The 17,545-nt window shown below is 37.2% G+C and carries 18 protein-coding genes and 2 pseudogenes; 14 read left to right on the top strand and 6 right to left on the bottom strand.

Annotation, left to right across the window (positions count from 1 at the left end):
• The first annotated feature begins 71 nt into the window (after window positions 1-71).
• The 3 genes and pseudogenes from QP439_RS00285 (at window position 72) to QP439_RS00275 (ending at window position 3,579) form a co-directional block, all read left to right on the top strand.
• A pseudogene (locus tag QP439_RS00285) lies at window positions 72-1,024 on the top strand (CPBP family intramembrane glutamic endopeptidase).
• 76 nt (window positions 1,025-1,100) lie between these two features.
• On the top strand, window positions 1,101-3,089 hold the full coding sequence (uvrB, locus tag QP439_RS00280) for an excinuclease ABC subunit UvrB (protein WP_285386845.1): 1,989 nt from the start codon (window positions 1,101-1,103) through the stop codon (window positions 3,087-3,089).
• A 22-nt stretch (window positions 3,090-3,111) separates the two neighbouring features.
• On the top strand, window positions 3,112-3,579 hold the full coding sequence (locus QP439_RS00275; protein ID WP_033687068.1) for an 8-oxo-dGTP diphosphatase: 468 nt from the start codon (window positions 3,112-3,114) through the stop codon (window positions 3,577-3,579).
• On the opposite strand, the pseudogene QP439_RS00270 reads toward QP439_RS00275, so the two are convergent.
• Window positions 3,576-3,653: pseudogene (locus QP439_RS00270) on the bottom strand (DNA-binding transcriptional regulator); the annotation flags it as partial. The gene QP439_RS00275 and the pseudogene QP439_RS00270 sit on opposite strands and share 4 nt — an antisense overlap.
• Before the next feature lie 136 nt (window positions 3,654-3,789).
• On the opposite strand from QP439_RS00270, the gene QP439_RS00265 reads away from it, so the two are divergent.
• From QP439_RS00265 to QP439_RS00235, 7 genes are all read left to right on the top strand, one after another.
• On the top strand, window positions 3,790-4,767 hold the full coding sequence (locus QP439_RS00265) for a LacI family DNA-binding transcriptional regulator (protein ID WP_285386844.1): 978 nt from the start codon (window positions 3,790-3,792) through the stop codon (window positions 4,765-4,767).
• Window positions 4,764-5,675: a ribokinase gene (gene rbsK / locus QP439_RS00260; RefSeq protein ID WP_203212747.1), complete on the top strand. Its 912-nt coding sequence runs from the start codon at window positions 4,764-4,766 to the stop codon at window positions 5,673-5,675. Before QP439_RS00265 ends, rbsK begins: the two co-directional genes overlap by 4 nt.
• Window positions 5,650-6,048 (top strand): D-ribose pyranase, encoded by a 399-nt coding sequence (rbsD, locus tag QP439_RS00255; RefSeq protein ID WP_000759835.1) that lies wholly within the window; start codon window positions 5,650-5,652, stop codon window positions 6,046-6,048. The genes rbsK and rbsD overlap by 26 nt, the downstream gene beginning before the upstream one ends.
• Window positions 6,049-6,061: 13 nt before the next feature.
• Entirely contained in the window at window positions 6,062-7,540 is a 1,479-nt protein-coding gene (locus QP439_RS00250; RefSeq protein WP_033685159.1) for a sugar ABC transporter ATP-binding protein, read from the top strand.
• Between the two features lies 1 nt (window position 7,541).
• Window positions 7,542-8,486: an ABC transporter permease subunit gene (locus QP439_RS00245; protein ID WP_004248623.1), complete on the top strand. Its 945-nt coding sequence runs from the start codon at window positions 7,542-7,544 to the stop codon at window positions 8,484-8,486.
• Window positions 8,487-8,589: 103 nt separating this feature from the next.
• On the top strand, window positions 8,590-9,555 hold the full coding sequence (locus QP439_RS00240; protein ID WP_203212745.1) for a substrate-binding domain-containing protein: 966 nt from the start codon (window positions 8,590-8,592) through the stop codon (window positions 9,553-9,555).
• A gap of 68 nt (window positions 9,556-9,623) precedes the next feature.
• Window positions 9,624-9,773 carry an NUDIX hydrolase gene (locus tag QP439_RS00235; RefSeq protein ID WP_285387004.1) on the top strand — a complete coding sequence of 50 codons (150 nt, stop codon included), beginning with the start codon at window positions 9,624-9,626 and terminating at the stop codon, window positions 9,771-9,773.
• On the opposite strand, the gene QP439_RS00230 is transcribed toward QP439_RS00235, so the two are convergent.
• From QP439_RS00230 to coaB, 5 genes are all read right to left on the bottom strand, one after another.
• Complete coding sequence (locus QP439_RS00230; protein ID WP_285386840.1) at window positions 9,770-10,285, bottom strand: transcription repressor NadR; 516 nt, start codon at window positions 10,283-10,285, stop codon at window positions 9,770-9,772. The genes QP439_RS00235 and QP439_RS00230 overlap by 4 nt on opposite strands.
• An 11-nt stretch (window positions 10,286-10,296) precedes the next feature.
• Window positions 10,297-10,824, bottom strand: coding sequence for an ECF transporter S component (locus tag QP439_RS00225; protein WP_285386838.1), 528 nt, complete (start codon window positions 10,822-10,824; stop codon window positions 10,297-10,299).
• Between the two features lie 175 nt (window positions 10,825-10,999).
• Window positions 11,000-11,563 carry an ECF transporter S component gene (locus QP439_RS00220; protein ID WP_000747412.1) on the bottom strand — a complete coding sequence of 188 codons (564 nt, stop codon included), beginning with the start codon at window positions 11,561-11,563 and terminating at the stop codon, window positions 11,000-11,002.
• The gene (gene coaC / locus QP439_RS00215; RefSeq protein ID WP_203212741.1) at window positions 11,547-12,098 is read right to left on the bottom strand and encodes a phosphopantothenoylcysteine decarboxylase; all 552 of its coding nucleotides are present in this window, start codon (window positions 12,096-12,098) and stop codon (window positions 11,547-11,549) included. Before coaC ends, QP439_RS00220 begins: the two co-directional genes overlap by 17 nt.
• 11 nt (window positions 12,099-12,109) lie before the next feature.
• Window positions 12,110-12,799, bottom strand: coding sequence for a phosphopantothenate--cysteine ligase (coaB, locus tag QP439_RS00210; protein ID WP_285386836.1), 690 nt, complete (start codon window positions 12,797-12,799; stop codon window positions 12,110-12,112).
• A 135-nt stretch (window positions 12,800-12,934) separates the two neighbouring features.
• Here coaB and QP439_RS00205 point away from each other — a divergent pair, with 135 nt between their 5' ends.
• From QP439_RS00205 to QP439_RS00190, 4 genes are all read left to right on the top strand, one after another.
• The gene (locus QP439_RS00205) at window positions 12,935-14,101 is read left to right on the top strand and encodes a hypothetical protein (RefSeq protein WP_285386834.1); all 1,167 of its coding nucleotides are present in this window, start codon (window positions 12,935-12,937) and stop codon (window positions 14,099-14,101) included.
• Window positions 14,094-14,798 carry a hypothetical protein gene (locus QP439_RS00200; protein ID WP_285386832.1) on the top strand — a complete coding sequence of 235 codons (705 nt, stop codon included), beginning with the start codon at window positions 14,094-14,096 and terminating at the stop codon, window positions 14,796-14,798. Before QP439_RS00205 ends, QP439_RS00200 begins: the two co-directional genes overlap by 8 nt.
• A gap of 32 nt (window positions 14,799-14,830) precedes the next feature.
• Entirely contained in the window at window positions 14,831-15,568 is a 738-nt protein-coding gene (locus QP439_RS00195; RefSeq protein ID WP_285386830.1) for a hypothetical protein, read from the top strand.
• A gap of 173 nt (window positions 15,569-15,741) precedes the next feature.
• Complete coding sequence (locus QP439_RS00190; RefSeq protein ID WP_285386828.1) at window positions 15,742-17,412, top strand: formate--tetrahydrofolate ligase; 1,671 nt, start codon at window positions 15,742-15,744, stop codon at window positions 17,410-17,412.
• Window positions 17,413-17,545 lie beyond the last annotated feature (133 nt).

The raw sequence follows: 17,545 nt of genomic DNA, 5'->3' as shown, positions 1-17,545 counted from the left end.
ATTTCTTTCTTGAACTGCTATCACAAAGTGCTATAATAATAGTATATAATAGAAGAAAAGAGGACGGAGATATGAAGAACAAAAGAATTTTTAAAGACTTCCAAGCTTCTCAAATGCGGTTAAACCTCTACACAAGCCCCTTGTTAGCCTTTGTTTTTGTCTTTATAGGAGAGTTTGTGGCTTATACTTTATATGGTATTAGTTTGTTAGCTCTCATCGGACTTGCTAGAAATTTTGGAGAGGCTGGTCAAGCTTTTGCAACTTACTTGCAGACCTTGCAGCAGGGCTTGATGGATAAAACAAGTGACTTTCATTTAATTTTAGAATTGCTGGCCTTTGGTTTTATTCTCAACACTGTGTTCAGATGGACTAAAAAAGTTGAGAAAAGACCTATTCGAACTTTGGGATTTTATAGAGAGAATTTCCTCAGCAATCTTCTGAAAGGATTTGGGCTAGGTCTGGCACTTTTTCTTCTGACCTTGTTAGGTTTAGTGGCCTTGGGGCAATATCGTTTTGAGTCCATTCATTTGAATCCTTATTCGCTTGTCTTTATCATTTTTACTATCCCATTTTGGATCCTACAGGGGACAGCGGAAGAAGTGGTGTCCCGTGCCTGGCTCCTTCCTCAATTGGCCTCAAGAACCAATATAAAACTTGCTGTTCTTATATCTAGCCTGTTCTTCACCCTACTGCATGTGGGCAATTCTGGTCTAACCCCTCTATCTCTAGTGAATCTCTTTTTATTCGGAGTTGCCATGGCTCTTTACCTTCTCAAAAATGATACAGTTTGGGGTGTTGCAGGTATTCATGGAGCCTGGAATTTTGCTCAGGGAAATCTCTTTGGGATTTTAGTTAGTGGTCAGCAGTCAGGAACGTCTTTGATGACCTTTTTACCACAAGGTAATCAAGATTGGCTATCAGGTGGTTCTTTTGGCATAGAAGGTTCTATCTGACAAGTCTAGTCTTGCTACTTTTGATTGTCTATCTTGGCTATCAATTAAAGAAAGAAAATGAAAGGATGTGACTTCGGTCCGTCCTTTTCTTCGTGAAAATGCTATAAGTATGCTAAAATAGGAATAGCACATGGAAAGAGGATTCTTATGATCAATCGCATTACAGATAATCAATTTAAACTAGTATCAAAATATCAACCATCAGGAGACCAACCTCAAGCTATCGAACAGTTGGTTGATAATATCGAGGGTGGAGAAAAAGCTCAGATTCTGATGGGGGCGACTGGAACAGGGAAGACCTATACTATGAGTCAGGTCATTTCCAAAGTCAATAAACCAACTCTGGTCATCGCCCACAATAAAACTCTGGCGGGTCAGCTCTATGGGGAGTTTAAGGAATTTTTCCCTGAAAATGCTGTTGAGTATTTCGTATCTTACTATGACTATTACCAACCAGAGGCCTATGTTCCTTCCAGTGATACCTATATTGAAAAGGATAGCTCTGTCAATGACGAGATTGATAAGCTCCGACACTCAGCGACTTCAGCCCTTTTGGAGCGTAATGATGTTATTGTCGTAGCTTCCGTCTCTTGTATCTATGGTCTGGGTTCGCCCAAGGAATACGCTGATAGCGTTGTGAGTCTGCGTCCAGGTCTTGAAATTTCTCGTGATAAACTCTTGAATGACTTGGTTGATATCCAGTTTGAACGTAATGATATTGATTTCCAACGGGGAAGATTTCGTGTACGTGGGGATGTAGTGGAGATTTTCCCAGCTTCCCGTGACGAACACGCTTTTCGAGTAGAATTTTTTGGGGACGAAATTGACCGTATCCGTGAAGTGGAGGCTTTGACAGGTCAGGTATTGGGAGAAGTGGATCATTTGGCGATTTTCCCAGCTACTCACTTTGTGACCAATGACGATCACATGGAAGCTGCCATTGCTAAAATTCAGGCAGAGTTAGAGGAGCAGTTAGCTGTCTTTGAAAAGGAAGGTAAACTGCTAGAAGCCCAGCGTTTGAAACAGCGGACAGAGTATGATATTGAAATGTTGCGTGAGATGGGCTATACCAACGGGGTTGAGAACTATTCACGTCATATGGATGGACGGAGTGAGGGTGAGCCTCCTTATACGCTTCTCGACTTCTTCCCAGATGATTTCTTAATCATGATTGACGAGAGCCACATGACCATGGGGCAGATCAAGGGTATGTACAATGGAGACCGTTCGCGTAAAGAAATGCTGGTTAATTATGGTTTCCGTTTGCCGTCAGCTCTGGACAATCGTCCTCTCCGTCGGGAGGAGTTTGAGAGTCACGTTCATCAGATTGTCTACGTTTCAGCCACACCGGGCGACTATGAAAATGAACAGACGGAGACAGTGATTGAGCAAATCATTCGTCCGACAGGGCTTTTGGATCCTGAGGTGGAAGTCCGTCCGACTATGGGACAGATTGATGATCTCTTAGGTGAAATCAATGCCCGTGTTGAAAAGAATGAACGAACCTTTATCACAACCTTGACCAAGAAAATGGCAGAGGACTTAACCGACTACTTCAAAGAAATGGGCATTAAGGTCAAGTACATGCACTCGGATATCAAGACTTTAGAGCGGACAGAGATTATCCGTGACCTGCGCTTGGGTGTCTTTGATGTCTTGGTCGGAATCAACCTCCTCCGTGAAGGAATTGACGTTCCTGAAGTGAGCCTCGTAGCGATTCTCGATGCTGACAAGGAAGGTTTCCTTCGTAACGAACGTGGACTCATCCAGACCATTGGTCGTGCTGCTCGTAACAGCGAAGGGCATGTCATCATGTATGCGGACACGATGACTCAGTCTATGCAACGTGCCATCGATGAAACGGCACGCCGTCGCAAAATCCAGATGGCCTATAATGAAGAGCATGGTATCGTGCCACAAACCATTAAGAAAGAAATTCGTGACTTGATTGCCGTGACTAAGGCAGTTGCCAAGGAAGAAGAAAAAGAAGTCGATATCAATAGTCTCAACAAACAAGAACGCAAAGAACTTGTCAAGAAACTAGAAAAACAAATGCAAGAAGCTGTCGAAGTGCTTGACTTTGAACTGGCTGCACAGATTCGCGATATGATGCTGGAAGTCAAGGCGTTGGATTAGAATATTACCTAAAGGAGAAAATATGTCCCGTTCCCAATTAACGATTTTAACAAATATTTGTTTGATTGAAGATCTCGAAACCCAGCGCGTGGTTATGCAGTATCGCTCTCCTGAAACCAATCGCTGGTCTGGTTATGCCTTTCCAGGAGGTCATGTAGAAAATGGTGAGGCTTTTGCGGAGTCTGTCATTCGTGAAATCTACGAAGAAACAGGGTTGACTATCCAAAATCCTCAACTTGTCGGCATTAAAAATTGGCCTCTGGATACAGGCGGGCGCTATATCGTCTTTTGTTATAAGGCGACTGAGTTCTCTGGTACCCTTCGCTCTTCAGATGAAGGAGAAGTTTCTTGGGTGCAAAAAGACCAGATTCCAAACTTGGATCTGGCCTATGATATGTTACCATTGATGGAGATGATGGAAGCTCCTGACAAATCTGAATTTTTCTACCGCCACCGTACAGAAGATGGCTGGGCGAAGAAAATCTTCTAGTCTTTTACTAAATAACCTAGCTGTTCTAAGGCCTCTTCGATATAGTGGAGGTCTTGTTGTGTTTCCTGCCTAATAGTAATAGAAGATTAGGGAAAAAAGTAAATACTCTAAAATAAATTTAAAATATTTCTAAAAAAGTATTGACAAAAACAAAGAAAACGCTTACTATATAAATAAGGGAACGGTTCCATAATATAAAAAGGAGGAGTGATGACTACAATAAAACAGGTTGCTGAAGAAGCTGGAGTATCAAAATCAACAGTTTCAAGATATATTTCGAAAAAAGGCTATGTCGGAGATGATGCTAGGGAAAAGATAAAAAATGCTATCAAGAAATTAAATTACACGCCGAATGTATTAGCACAATCTTTGAAAACTAAAAAAAATCAAATGGTAGGACTCTTATTGCCAGATATTTCTAATCCCTTCTTCCCAAGATTGGTTCGAGGGGCTGAATCATATTTGAAAGATAAAGGTTATAGGATTATGGTTGGTACTATTTCAGATCATGATTCGTTAGAAGAATATATAAACCTTTTGTTAAAAACAAATGCAGCTGGCATTATAACGACACTTGACTTTACAAAGGAATTTCCAAATCTGACGTTACCTGTTGTTGTGGTTGACCGGATTAGTAAAGATACAGGTTACGGTGTCTTTTCTGATAATCAGTTGGGTGGACGTTTGGCTGCTAAAGCAATTTGGAAAGCTGGCGCTAAGCAAGTTATGATTATTAAAGTTTTAGATGATAAAGCTGAGAACATTGCGGAACGATTTGAAGCAAGTTTAAACTATTTGAGGGATAAATCTTTAGAGATTCGTATTGAAGAAAGTGAAACGTTTGAGTTTGAAAAAATTCAAAAAGAAGCTAAAGAGAATCTAAAAAGAAATCCAAATATTGATAGTATTATAGCACCTTCTGATATTCATGCGATAGCTTATATTCATGAAATTTTAGCAATTGGGAAAAAAATTCCAGATGATATTCAAATCATTGGTTATGATGATATTGTACTTAGTCAATTTATTTATCCTTCTTTATCAACTATCCACCAATCATCATATAAAATGGGAGAACAGGCTGCAAAGCTAATCTATAATATGGCAAATAAGTTCTCTATAGATGAAGCTAAAATTAAACTCCCTGTTAGGTACATAGAAAGAAATACATTAAGGAGAAAGAAATGAGTAAAATTGTTGTTGTTGGAAGCATTTCAATGGACTTAGTTATGAGAACAAAAAGGATTCCAGAAGGAGGTGAAACGATTTTTGGCGATTCATTTAATATAGTTCCAGGTGGAAAAGGTGCAAATCAAGCTGTAGCTATTGGTAGATTATCCAGTGTTGAAGATAATATTTACATATTTGGGAACGTAGGAGAAGATATTTTTTCAGCAGATTTATTAAGTAATCTGCAAAATAATGATATTTCTACAGCATATGTGGGAACGGTACCACAGTCTTCAGGAGTTGCACAAATTACTTTATATGGAGGTGATAATAGGATTATTTATTATCCCGGAGCTAATAATTTAGTTAAAACAAATGATTGGAAAAATGAGTGGAAATTACTTAGTGATGCAAGTATTGTTGTATTACAGAATGAAATACCACATGAAGCCAACTTATCTATAGCTAAATTTTGCCAAGAAAATCAAGTTAAGGTTCTTTACAATCCTGCACCAGCTAGAGAAACAGACAAAGAGATGATTCCTTTTTGTGATTTTATTACTCCTAACGAGCACGAATGTTCAGAGCTTTTTCCAGATAAGAAATTAGAAGAAATTATTAAAATTTATCCTAATAAAATGATTGTGACATTAGGAGTTGAAGGTTCTATTTATTATGATGGGACAGCAGTTAAGAAAATTCCTGCTATAAAAGCAGAAGTAGTTGATACTACAGGAGCAGGAGATACGTTTAATGGTGCTTTTGCTTATGCTATCTCAAAAGGAAAAGAGATGGATGTTGCATTGTCCTTTGCAACGATTGCTTCACATCTTTCTGTTCAAAGATTTGGAGCGCAAGGAGGTATGCCGAGTTTGAAAGAAATAAAGGAGCATTCAGGATATGAAGAAATATGGGATTTTAAATAGTAATATAGCTAAACTAGCTGATGATTTAGGTCATATGGATTTGGTTTGTATCGGAGATTTAGGATTGCCAGTTCCAAAAGGTGTTGATAAAATTGATTTAGCATTAAGAAAAGGTAGTCCAAGTTTTTTAGAAGTTTTAAAAGAATATTCAGATCATGTACTTATCGAAAAAATTTTCTTAGCAGAAGAAATTAAGGAAAAAAACAAAGAACAGTGGCAAGCAGTTCTAGATCTTTTAGGATCGAATATAATTATTGAATATATTAGTCATGAAGAATTGAAAGCTATGAATACTAAAGTTAAGGCAGTTATTCGCACTGGGGAAGATACACCATATTCGAATATAATCTTGCAATCAGGAGTTATTATTTAGAAGGGGGTTGCCTATGAAAATTGAAATGAAGAACATTTCAAAATCTTTTGGGAATAATCGTGTTTTAGAAAGTATTGATTTGGTTCTTAATTCAGGAGAAGTTCATGCTTTAATGGGGGAGAATGGCGCAGGCAAATCAACCTTAATGAATATTTTAACTGGACTTTTTCCAGCTACTTCAGGAACTATTTTTATTGATGGAAAAGAAAAAACATTTTCTAATCCTCAAGAGGCAGAACGGTTTGGACTGAGTTTTATTCATCAGGAAATGAATACTTGGCCAGATATGACTGTACTTGATAATCTTTTTTTAGGAAGAGAAATTAAAAATTCGATTGGGTTTCTAGATAAAGTTAGTATGGAAAGGAAAGCTAAAGAAGCATTTAAACGTCTTAATATCTCTATTCCTCTCGATGCAATCATTGGTCAATTATCAGTCGGACAACAACAAATGATAGAAATAGCAAAATGTTTATTATCAGAAGTTTCCTTGTTAATTATGGATGAACCCACAGCAGCTTTAACTGATCGTGAAACTGAAACACTTTTTAAAGTGATAGAAGGATTAAAATCTGATGGTGTAGGTATTGTGTATATTTCACATCGGATGGAAGAAATCTTTAAGATCACAGATCTTATAACTGTTATGAGGGATGGGTTTGTAATTGATACCAAGAAAACGAAGTTAACTAATGCAGATGAATTAGTTCAGAAGATGGTAGGCCGTGAATTAGAAGATTATTATCCAGAAAAAAAGGCTGAGATTGGGAATATTGTTTTTCAAGCTAAGAATCTTTCTGGTGATGCTTTTACGGATATTTCTTTCTATGTACGTCAAGGGGAAATTCTTGGTTTTTCTGGTTTGATGGGTGCTGGTCGTACTGAAATAATGCGAGCAATTTTTGGAATTGATTCTTTAAAATCTGGTCAAATTATAATAAACGGAGAACAACTGATAATTAAAAATCCTTTTGAAGCAATTAAGCATGGAATTGGTTTCTTAACAGAAGATCGTAAAGATGAGGGATTGATTTTAGATTTTTCTATTAAAGATAATATGACTTTACCTAGTACTCGTGATTTTGTTAAAAATGGCATTTTCGATAATAAAACAAGTGGTATATTTGTACAACGCTTAATTGATAGGTTACAAATTAAATCAGGTTATCCAGATAAGGAAGTTGGGACACTTTCTGGTGGTAATCAACAGAAAGTAGTTTTAGCAAAATGGATAGGTATTGCACCAAAAGTACTGATTTTAGATGAGCCAACTCGTGGGGTAGATGTTGGAGCTAAGCGTGAAATTTACCAATTAATGAATGAATTAGCTGAACGAGGTGTACCGATTATTATGGTCTCTTCAGATTTACCAGAAGTGATTGGAGTCAGTGATCGCATTATGGTCATGCATGAAGGTAGAATTAGTGGGGAATTAACACGTCGAGAAGCTACACAAGAAAAAGTTATGCAACTAGCTACAGGAGGACAATAGTGTGAAAAATACTATGAAGTACATGTCAGAATTGACAACGGTAATAGCATTGATAATTTTAATGGCTGTCATCACTATTATCAATTCAAATTTTTTAACAGCAAATAATCTGTTAAATTTACTATTGCAAGTAACATCAAATGCACTGATTGCTTTTGGAATGACTTTTGTTATTCTAACAGGTGGAATCGATTTATCAGTAGGATCAATTTTAGCCTTATCCAGCGCGCTAACAGCAGGTTTATTAGGATCTGGAATGCCTGTTACGTTAGCAATTCTCATCTCTTTAATTTTGGGTTGCATTCTAGGTATGATGAATGGGTTATTGATTTCCTACGGGAAATTAGCTCCATTTATCGTCACTTTAGCGACTATGACTATTTTTAGGGGAGCAACACTTGTTTATACAAATGGGAATCCTATTACAAAAGGATTAAGTGATACATTCTTATTTCAATTTTTGGGGCAAGGTTACATAGTAGGAATTCCATTTCCTGTAATTATTATGTTTATTGTATTTATTGTTTTATATGTTTTACTTCATAAAACAGCATTTGGTAAATCTGTATATGCTATAGGGGGGAATGAAAAAGCAGCATATATATCAGGTGTGAAATTAAATAAAGTGAAAATTATCATTTATTCAATATCAGGTATTATGGCTTCAATTTCTGGATTAATTATAACATCACGCTTAAGTTCTGCTCAACCAACAGCAGGTGCTAGTTATGAAATGGATGCTATTGCAGCTGTTGTTCTTGGAGGAACCTCTTTATCTGGAGGTAAAGGTCGTATACTTGGGACTCTAATAGGTGCTTTAATTATTGGAGTTTTGAATAATGGACTTAATATTATTGGTGTTTCAGCATTTTGGCAACAAGTAGTAAAAGGAGTTGTAATCTTAATTGCTGTTCTGATTGATCGTTTTAAAGTTGTAAAACAGTAGAATAATTTTCAATTTTTTTGGAAATAGTAACAATTTATTAGATGACGTACAATAATCGGGATTGAAACTATCCCTATAGATATATATTACGAGGAGTAATAACATGAAAAATATTAAAAAAATTAGCATTTTTGCTTTGTTTGTAACATTTATTTTTGCTTTAGTAGCTTGTGGAAAAACTGGTTTAGGAAATTCATCAAATGATAATAAATCTACGACTCAAAAGTCGGCAAAAGAATTAAAATTAGGAGTTTCTATTTCTACTACTAACAATCCTTATTTTGTGGCTATGAAAGATGGCCTTGAAAAAGCTGCAGGGGAAAAAGAAGTAACTTTGAAGATAGCAGATGCACAAGATGATGCTGCTAGACAAGCAGATGATATTCAAAATTTTATTAGTCAAAATGTAGATGCTTTACTAATTAATCCAGTTGATTCTGATGCAATTGTTACATCTATTAAAGCTGCTAATAATGCAAACATTCCGGTAATCTTAATTGACCGCGGTAGTAATGGTGGTGAAGTCTTGACAACTGTTGCTTCTGATAACGTAGAAGCAGGTAAAATGGCTGCAGAATTTATTACCAAGCAATTGGGAGAAAAAGCAAAAACTTTTGAATTATCAGGAGTCCCTGGCGCTTCTGCAACTGTAGATAGAGGTAAAGGATTTGAACAAATTTCAAAGACAAATTTAGATGTTCTTTCTAGTCAATCCGCTAATTTTGATCGCGCAAAAGCTTTGAATACAGCGCAAAATATGATTCAAGGAAACAAAGAAGTACAAGCAATCTTTGCACAGAATGATGAGATGGCGTTAGGAGCTGCACAAGCAGTAAAAGCAGCTGGTCTTAGCAATGTATTAATTGTTGGTATTGATGGTCAACCAGATGCACATGATGCTATTGCAAAAGGTGATATTACTGCCACTATTGCTCAGCAACCAGCTAAGATGGGTGAAATTGCTATTCAATCAGCAATAGATCATTATCAAGGGAAAAAAATGGAAAAAGAAACAGTTTCTCCAATTTATCTTGTGACTAAGGATAATGTTGATCAACATAACTGGTGATATATTTTTAGTAAGCAAGTAGTTGTTAATTTTCATTCAATGTGGTTTTTAAATATCATTGTTACTATTTGAACTATTGGATTCAAAAAGACCAGATTCCAAGCTTGGATCTGGCCCATGATATGCTACCTTTGATGGAGATGATGGAAGCTCCTGACAAGTCAGAGTTTTTCTATCGCCACCGTACAGAAGATGGATGGGACAAGAAAATCTTCTAGTCTTTTACTAAATAACCTAGCTGATCCAAGGCCTCCTCGATATAGTGGAGGTCTTGTTGTGTTTCAGCTTCGACTAGGTGGTAATGGATGCCATCTGTCAATTCAGACAGAGGTCTAAAGTCAGAATGTTCGACTTGTTCTAGAAAATGTTGCACATCTCTGCGACAAGACAGTTTAAGCAAGGTTTCGATTTCTCCATAAACGGGATGGTCAATCAAAGTATTCTGGACACGTCCTCCATTATCGACGATAGCAAGGAGTTCCTGACCGATTTCTTCAACTTCATGTTTCACCTTGAAAAGTTTATGGACATAAGGATTGGTATCAATTTGCTTATAGACGTAGCCACGATTAGTGGATAGGATAGGAGCGCCATCGGCTCTCAAAATTGCAATGTCTTGTACAATGACCTGACGTGTGACATGAAAATGTTCAGCCAAACTTTGGCCGTTGAGGGCTTTAGGAGCTTCTTTCAAGAGTTGGAGCAGGGCTTGTTTGCGATTTTTTGTCATAGTTCTTCCTTTTAACGGCGTTTTCGAAGCACTTTATAAACAGCTAGTGCTAATGTATAGTCTATCATACTATGGATAATTGTACCAAATCCAACTAGCACAAATAGAACATAAAACATATTTTCTACATTGGTACCAGAAGTTGCATAAAAAACGACACAGGCTAATACTTCAGCAAGGGCATGAACAATAGCCAAAACAAAGTTAAAAATCCAGGAAGATTTTGGTTTATCAAGGGTTTCGGGGAATTTTTGTAGGTAAAGAGCTCCTAGAGTCCCAAAAAAGATATGGGAAAAAGCTCGAAAAACGATAACCATGGGATAGCCAGCCATCAAAAATCCAAAACTAGAGGCTAGGATGACAAAAACTGCCATCAAGGGCGACAAGAACATAGCGATAAAAATAGCGATGTGGCTTCCTAAAGTGTAAGAAGCGGGAGGAATGACAATCTTGAAAGGCATAACAATTGGAATCAAAATTGCAATAGCCGTTAAGAGGGCAGTCATTGTCATAAATTGTGTCTTTTTCCGTGTATTCATAAGAATCTCCTTTTTAACTGTATATACACTAGTATAGTACTATAAACAAGACAATAAAGCAAGGATTTACTTGGGTTTATAGGTCATTTTTTTGTTAAAAGTTAGTAAAGATTTCACTAAAAAGAAACTGTATAGAGCAACATCTCCACCTTCAAGCTTGAAAGTGGAGATGTTTTTATTTTTTCAAAGTCTGTAGTCTTGGAACAATGGCTAGGGTTAGAACTGCGGAAATGACTAATTCGGCAATCGAATTTGTTGAGATAACAGTTGCTAGGAGTTTTTGGATATTACCATCAAAGACATTTCCAAAAAGGTAAAATATTCCACCAAGTACAAAGACTGTATTGGTAAGTGAACCCAGGGCACCAGCTAGAATCAGACCAGTCTTGTTTTTCATTAGTTTATAGACTAGATAAGGAGTTAAACCAATCAAAATACGTGGGACAATTGCAATGATAGCTGAGTAGATGTTTCCGTTTGGTACAAATGGGGAGAAGAGGTAACTTGTCGGTAGAATTGTAATCGTGTTAACAGTTAAGCTAAGTAGCCCCATCAAAAATCCAAGTGTAACCCCAACGCGTGGACCGTAGATAATGCTGGCAATAATGACAGGAATATGAACGATAGTCGGTTTGATTGGGAATGGAAAAAGATTAAAGATAAGCGAGCTCAGAAAGTGTATCACGAGCATGGTTGCAAAAAAGATAGCAATAGGTGCAATATTAGAGCGTTTTTTCATCGAGAGTTTCCTTTATTCTTTCTAAAATAATTGTGAGGTCGGCTAAAGCTCCTCGTCCGTGGTCTCCACAAGCTAATAGGGATTCCTTAGGAGCAATCAGCTGATAGCCGTAGCTTTCTAATGTTTTCAGATTAGCCTGAGTTGCCGGATGGTCATACATTTTTGTATTCATTGCTGGTGCGATGAGTTTTGGGATATGACTTGGCAGGGCTAGAGCTGTACTGGTTACCATGTTGTCCGCAAAGCCGTGGGCTAGTTTTGCAATAGTGTTAGCAGTTGCAGGTACCACGATAAATAGATCAGTTTCTTTTCCAAGTTCGATATGATTAACCTGTTCAGGATAGGGCTCCTTCATAACATCCAGGTGGACAGGATTCTGTGAGAGTACCTCTAGTGTCAATGGTTGGATAAACTCTGTAGCAGCCTGAGTCATTAAAACAGTAACTTGATGGCCTTGTTTTTTTAGAGAACTGACTAAATCTGCCGACTTGTAAGAGGCGATTGAGCCCGTTACAGCCAAGAGAATGTTTGCCATAGCTTTCCTTTCTATGAATGATAGGCTTGAATCTTTTCAAGGAGGAGTTCTGCAATTTCTTCTTTAGTCTGGACTGTTTGAAGCTGATCTTTTTCAACAAAGATTGCACGATGCTGGTTTGCTGAGATTTGAGTCAGGTCATTTGCAATGATTAAGTTTGCTTGGTTCTTGATAAGACTTTTTCTGGCAATCTCGACGAGATAATCCTCAGAGACATCAACCAGCAGTTTGAAACCAATCAGATGAATAGCAGGATTCCACTCCTTGACTAGAGAGATAATTTTGGGTGTCTTTTTTAGGAACAAAACCTGAACCTCGTCAGTTGAAGAAATCTTAGCTTGATGATTTTGCTTGTTTAAAAATTCTTCTAGATTGGAGCTATCCTGAACTTCCTCAAGGCCTGTCATATAAACAGGAGTGTAGTCGGATACCGCCATTGAGTGAATCAAGACCTGATAATCCTTAATACGTTCTTGCATTTCCAGAAGAAGGTCCTTGGTATTGTTAATTTCTCGAATGCATAGGTTGGGATGGGGTTCTGGCTTTAGAGCTCGTTTTGTTGTTATCAAACAAACTTCATACCCTGCAGCAAGCAAAGTTTCTGTGATGATTTTCCCCAAGCGTCCTGTAGAATGGTTAGTGATAGAGCGGACGCTATCAATAGCTTCACTGGTACCGCCCGATGTAACTAAAATTTTCATAGCACTATTGTACACAAAAATAAACGGTAAGTAAAATGAAAGTGATAAAAATTGAGTAAATTAATATATGGTCGATTTTGACAATCTCTCCTGTTTATAGGATAATAGAAATATATGCAATAAGGAGAATGCTGAATGAATTTTTTTAAATTTGCTGACAATTTTACAAAAGAAGCTAGTAAGGTATTGAATGATGCTGGATCCGCTACCAGTAAAGTATTAAATGAAGCAGGTAAATTTACTGGAGAAGCTATTACAGAGTCTGTAAAAGTTATAGAAGATGTTTCAAGTCAGGTTGGCGATGTTATCACAGATGTTTCTGAAAAAGCTATTGGGGTAGCTAGTGATGTGGTAGAACATGTACCCAAAGCTTCATCGGAAACTTTTAATGAAGCAGGTAAAATAGCGAATAATACGAAAGAACAAATTGATGCTGTTGACCTCTTTAATTCTAAACTTAGACAAGAAGCTGTCGAGGGATATAAAGAATCTATAAGATTGTATAACGATGAAGCTTATAATTTAGCTAATAAATCAACAGAACTCTATCAGGTTAGGGAAAAAGCAGTCAAAGTTGTAAAAATTATTGAAGAAAGAATTAGTAAACTAGCAAATAAGCCAAAAGAGTTTGAAACAAAATTAGAAGAAATTGATGTTGAAATTCAGAATTTTGAAGATAAGCAAATTGCTATTTCACAGTCAATTAAGGAAGCTGAATTAGCAAGTGGTAGCACAGCGGCTACGGCTTCTCTTAGCGCATTAGGAGTAACAGTTGCAACTTTAGGGCCTACTGCCGCTATGGGTGTTGCAACTACATTTGGTGTTGCATCAACAGGTACTGCGATATCAAGTTTGACAGGTGCTGCAGCAAATAGCGCCGCTCTGGCTTGGTTAGGTGGTGGAAGTGTAGCAGCTGGTGGCGGTGGAGTGGCAGCAGGTAACGCATTTTTAGCTTTGGCTGGTCCTGTCGGTTGGGGAATTGCAGGCGTTATGTTGACCGCTTCTGTAGGCGCTGGTGTAGTAGCTAATAGGAAAAATGAAGAAGTTGCAAAAGAGGCTATAGAGGAACAGAAAAAGGTAGAATTGTTGGCTAGACAACTTAAAGAAAAAGTAATAGAAGTTACGGAATTAATAGAACTAACTGGAAAACAAACAGAAGGAATTTATTTAGCCAATTTATCTTTAACTGGAATGGACTATAGCTTATTTACTGAAGATGAAAAATATAAAGCAGGTAATTTAGTGAATTCAACACTATCACTGACAGCTATGATAAATAAGGAAATTAAAATAAATGGTTAATCAAATTTTTAATCAAGCATTTAACCAAGGTATTGGAGCATATGTCAATTGCTTAAATAATTTAAGAATTCAAGACTTACAAATTGCTATGAAAATAATAGAAGATGAAGCTCGCAATGTCATCTTAAACAAGGATAATGCCTCTAAAATTTTAGATTATGCTAAAGATAATATAGAAGATGTTATTGTTAAAAATCGTGGCGGTGATCGTGGAGTACATGGTTTTATAGCAGAGTTTGCAGAAGCAGGAATTGTAAATGCAAGGAGAGCAATTGAGGGATTAAATCCAATTGTTAAAGTTTTGAATGACAATGGACCAGCCGATTTATTAATTGGTAGAAATACCATTCAAATGAAGTTTTATAATAATTTACGTGATGAATTAGAACAATCATTTTTTTACAATACAAAAATGAAAATGATGTTTCCAAAAGATCACGTTCAAGTATTTGAAAAAATAATGGCTGGAGCAAAAGAAGTTGAACTTAATGGTAAGAGATTGTCCAGTAAACAAATTACGGATATACGCCAAATAATTAATGATATCACTGAAAGCAAGGGACTTACTTCATACAAATCTTGGATGAAATCCTCTGCTCTAGATTATAAAGACGCTCAAAAGAATTCAATTAACTCTCTATTGGATTCTGAACAGAAAAATATTTATAAAACAGTCAAACTGAAAAACAAGAATTAAATAAAAAAAGATTAGTAGCCCAAAAACATGCATTGCCAAATTTAAAAGAAGCTAACAAGGTTGCAAGGAACACCGCTTTTTTACAGGGGGGATTAGCTTTGATGTCGAGTGTGTATGGAAAGTATAAAGAAGGAAAAAGTATTTTCGAATTCGAACAATCAGATTGGTTAGATTGTGGATTGAATACAGCTGAAGGAGTTGTAAAGGGTGCAATATCTGGGTATTCCATTTACGGATTAACAAATGTCTTGGGGATTAGTGCTCCAAATGCTAGTGCTTTAGTTACGGCAACTTATGGAATGATAGACATTGTTCTAAAGTATAGATCTACAGAAATAACCCAAGATGAATTTATGAATCTCTTGACATTAAATGTAATGGATGCTTCCTTTGCAACAATTGGTGCTTGTATTGGTCAAGCAATGATTCCTATACCAGTTCTAGGTTCTGTAGTAGGTTCAATAGCCAGCTCAATCATTTGGGAAATAGGGAAGGGAATATTAAATGATAGCGAACAAAAAATCATTCAAGACTACCAGGAAAATCTGAATAATTATATAAAAATATTAGATAAGCATTATCTTGCTATTTATAATGAAATCATAGAAAAATATAAAAAACTGGGTGAATTACAAGATTACTCGTTTGATTTATCGTTAAACACTAAACTTAGTTTTGAATATTCTATTGAGTTGGCAGAAAAATTAGAAATTGAAAACACAAGAATTTTACATAATTTATCTGAAATTGACAGCTATTTTCTTGACTAAATTATTTTTCATTATTCTATAGTTTCAAACTATAAAGCCATATAAAATTTAAGAAAGGACTCTAAAAAGCTTAAAAATAGGGATATTTACGAACGTTTAGAGAGTTTTAGGATGTTAAAAATCTTGTTTTGTGTTATAATGAATTATCATATAAGTGGTTAGAGGAGTTTTGAATGAAAACAGATATTGAAATCGCACAGAGTATTGAGTTGAAACCAATCGTTGATGTTGTAGAGAAACTTGGCATTTCTTACGATGATTTGGAGTTGTACGGAAAGTACAAGGCTAAGCTCAGCTTTGATAAGATTCGTGCAGTTGAGAGTATTCCAGTTGGAAAATTGATTTTGGTTACTGCCATTAACCCAACACCTGCAGGTGAAGGAAAATCAACCATTACTATTGGTCTTGCGGATGCCTTGAATAAGATTGGCAAGAAAACCATGATTGCTATCCGCGAACCATCTCTTGGTCCAGTAATGGGGATTAAGGGCGGTGCCGCTGGTGGTGGTTATGCTCAAGTGTTACCAATGGAAGACATAAACCTTCACTTTACTGGAGACATGCATGCCATTACGACTGCCAACAATGCGCTTTCAGCCTTGATTGACAACCACTTGCACCAAGGGAATGAGCTTGGAATTGACCAACGTCGTATCCTCTGGAAACGTGTTGTGGACTTGAATGACCGCGCCCTTCGTCATGTGACCGTTGGACTTGGTGGTCCTCTAAATGGTATTCCACGTGAGGATGGCTTTGACATTACCGTTGCTTCAGAAATCATGGCAATTCTTTGCTTGGCAACTGACATCGAAGACTTGAAACGCCGTTTGGCTAATATTGTTATCGGTTATCGCTATGACCGTACACCTGTTTCTGTTGGTGATTTGCAGGTTGAAGGTGCTTTAGCATTGATCTTGAAGGATGCTATTAAGCCAAACTTGGTTCAGACAATTTATGGAACACCTGCCTTTGTACATGGTGGTCCATTTGCCAATATCGCTCACGGGTGTAACTCTGTCTTGGCAACGACAACAGCCCTTCACTTGGCTGATTACACAGTTACTGAAGCTGGTTTTGGTGCAGACCTTGGTGCCGAGAAATTCCTTGATATTAAGACACCAAACTTACCAACTTCGCCAGATGCAGTTGTCATTGTCGCAACCCTCCGTGCCCTTAAGATGAATGGTGGTGTGGCTAAAGACGCTCTCACAGAGGAAAATGTGGAGGCGGTTCGTGCAGGTTTTGATAACTTGAAACGCCACGTTGAGAATATCCGTAAGTTCGGTATTCCAGCAGTCGTAGCTATTAACGAATTTGTATCTGATACAGATGCTGAAATTGCAGCCTTAAAAGAACTCTGTGCCTCAATCGATGTACCAGTTGAATTGGCTAGTGTCTGGGCTGATGGTGCCGAAGGTGGTGTAGCTCTTGCTGAAACAGTTGTCAAAACTATCGCTGAAACCCCAGCTAACTATAAACGTTTGTATGACAATGACCTTTCTGTCCAAGAAAAAATTGAAAAAATTGTCACTGAAATCTACCGTGGTAGCAAAGTGAACTTTGAGAAGAAAGCTCAAACACAAATCACTCAAATCGTTCAAAACGGTTGGGACAAATTGCCAATCTGTATGGCTAAAACTCAATACAGTTTCTCAGACAATCCAAATGCACTTGGAGCACCTGAAAACTTTGAAATTACCATTCGCGAATTGGTGCCAAAATTAGGTGCAGGCTTCATCGTTGCCTTAACTGGCGATGTCATGACCATGCCAGGGCTTCCAAAACGACCAGCTGCTCTCAACATGGATGTTGAAAGTGATGGAACAGTATTAGGCTTGTTCTAGTATATTGCAATTGACTTTAAATGAGTTTGGAAATACTATCCAAGCTCATTTTTTATCTAGATATAAGGCTTTGTCTTCAGCTGATAGCTAGCCGCCTTCTACACGCAACCAGTCTAGGTAAAGATATTTTCCC

Source organism: Streptococcus sp. UMB1203 (genome assembly GCF_030217725.1).
Taxonomy (GTDB): Bacteria; Bacillota; Bacilli; order Lactobacillales; family Streptococcaceae; genus Streptococcus.
This window is presented reverse-complemented; position numbering and strand designations above follow the sequence as displayed.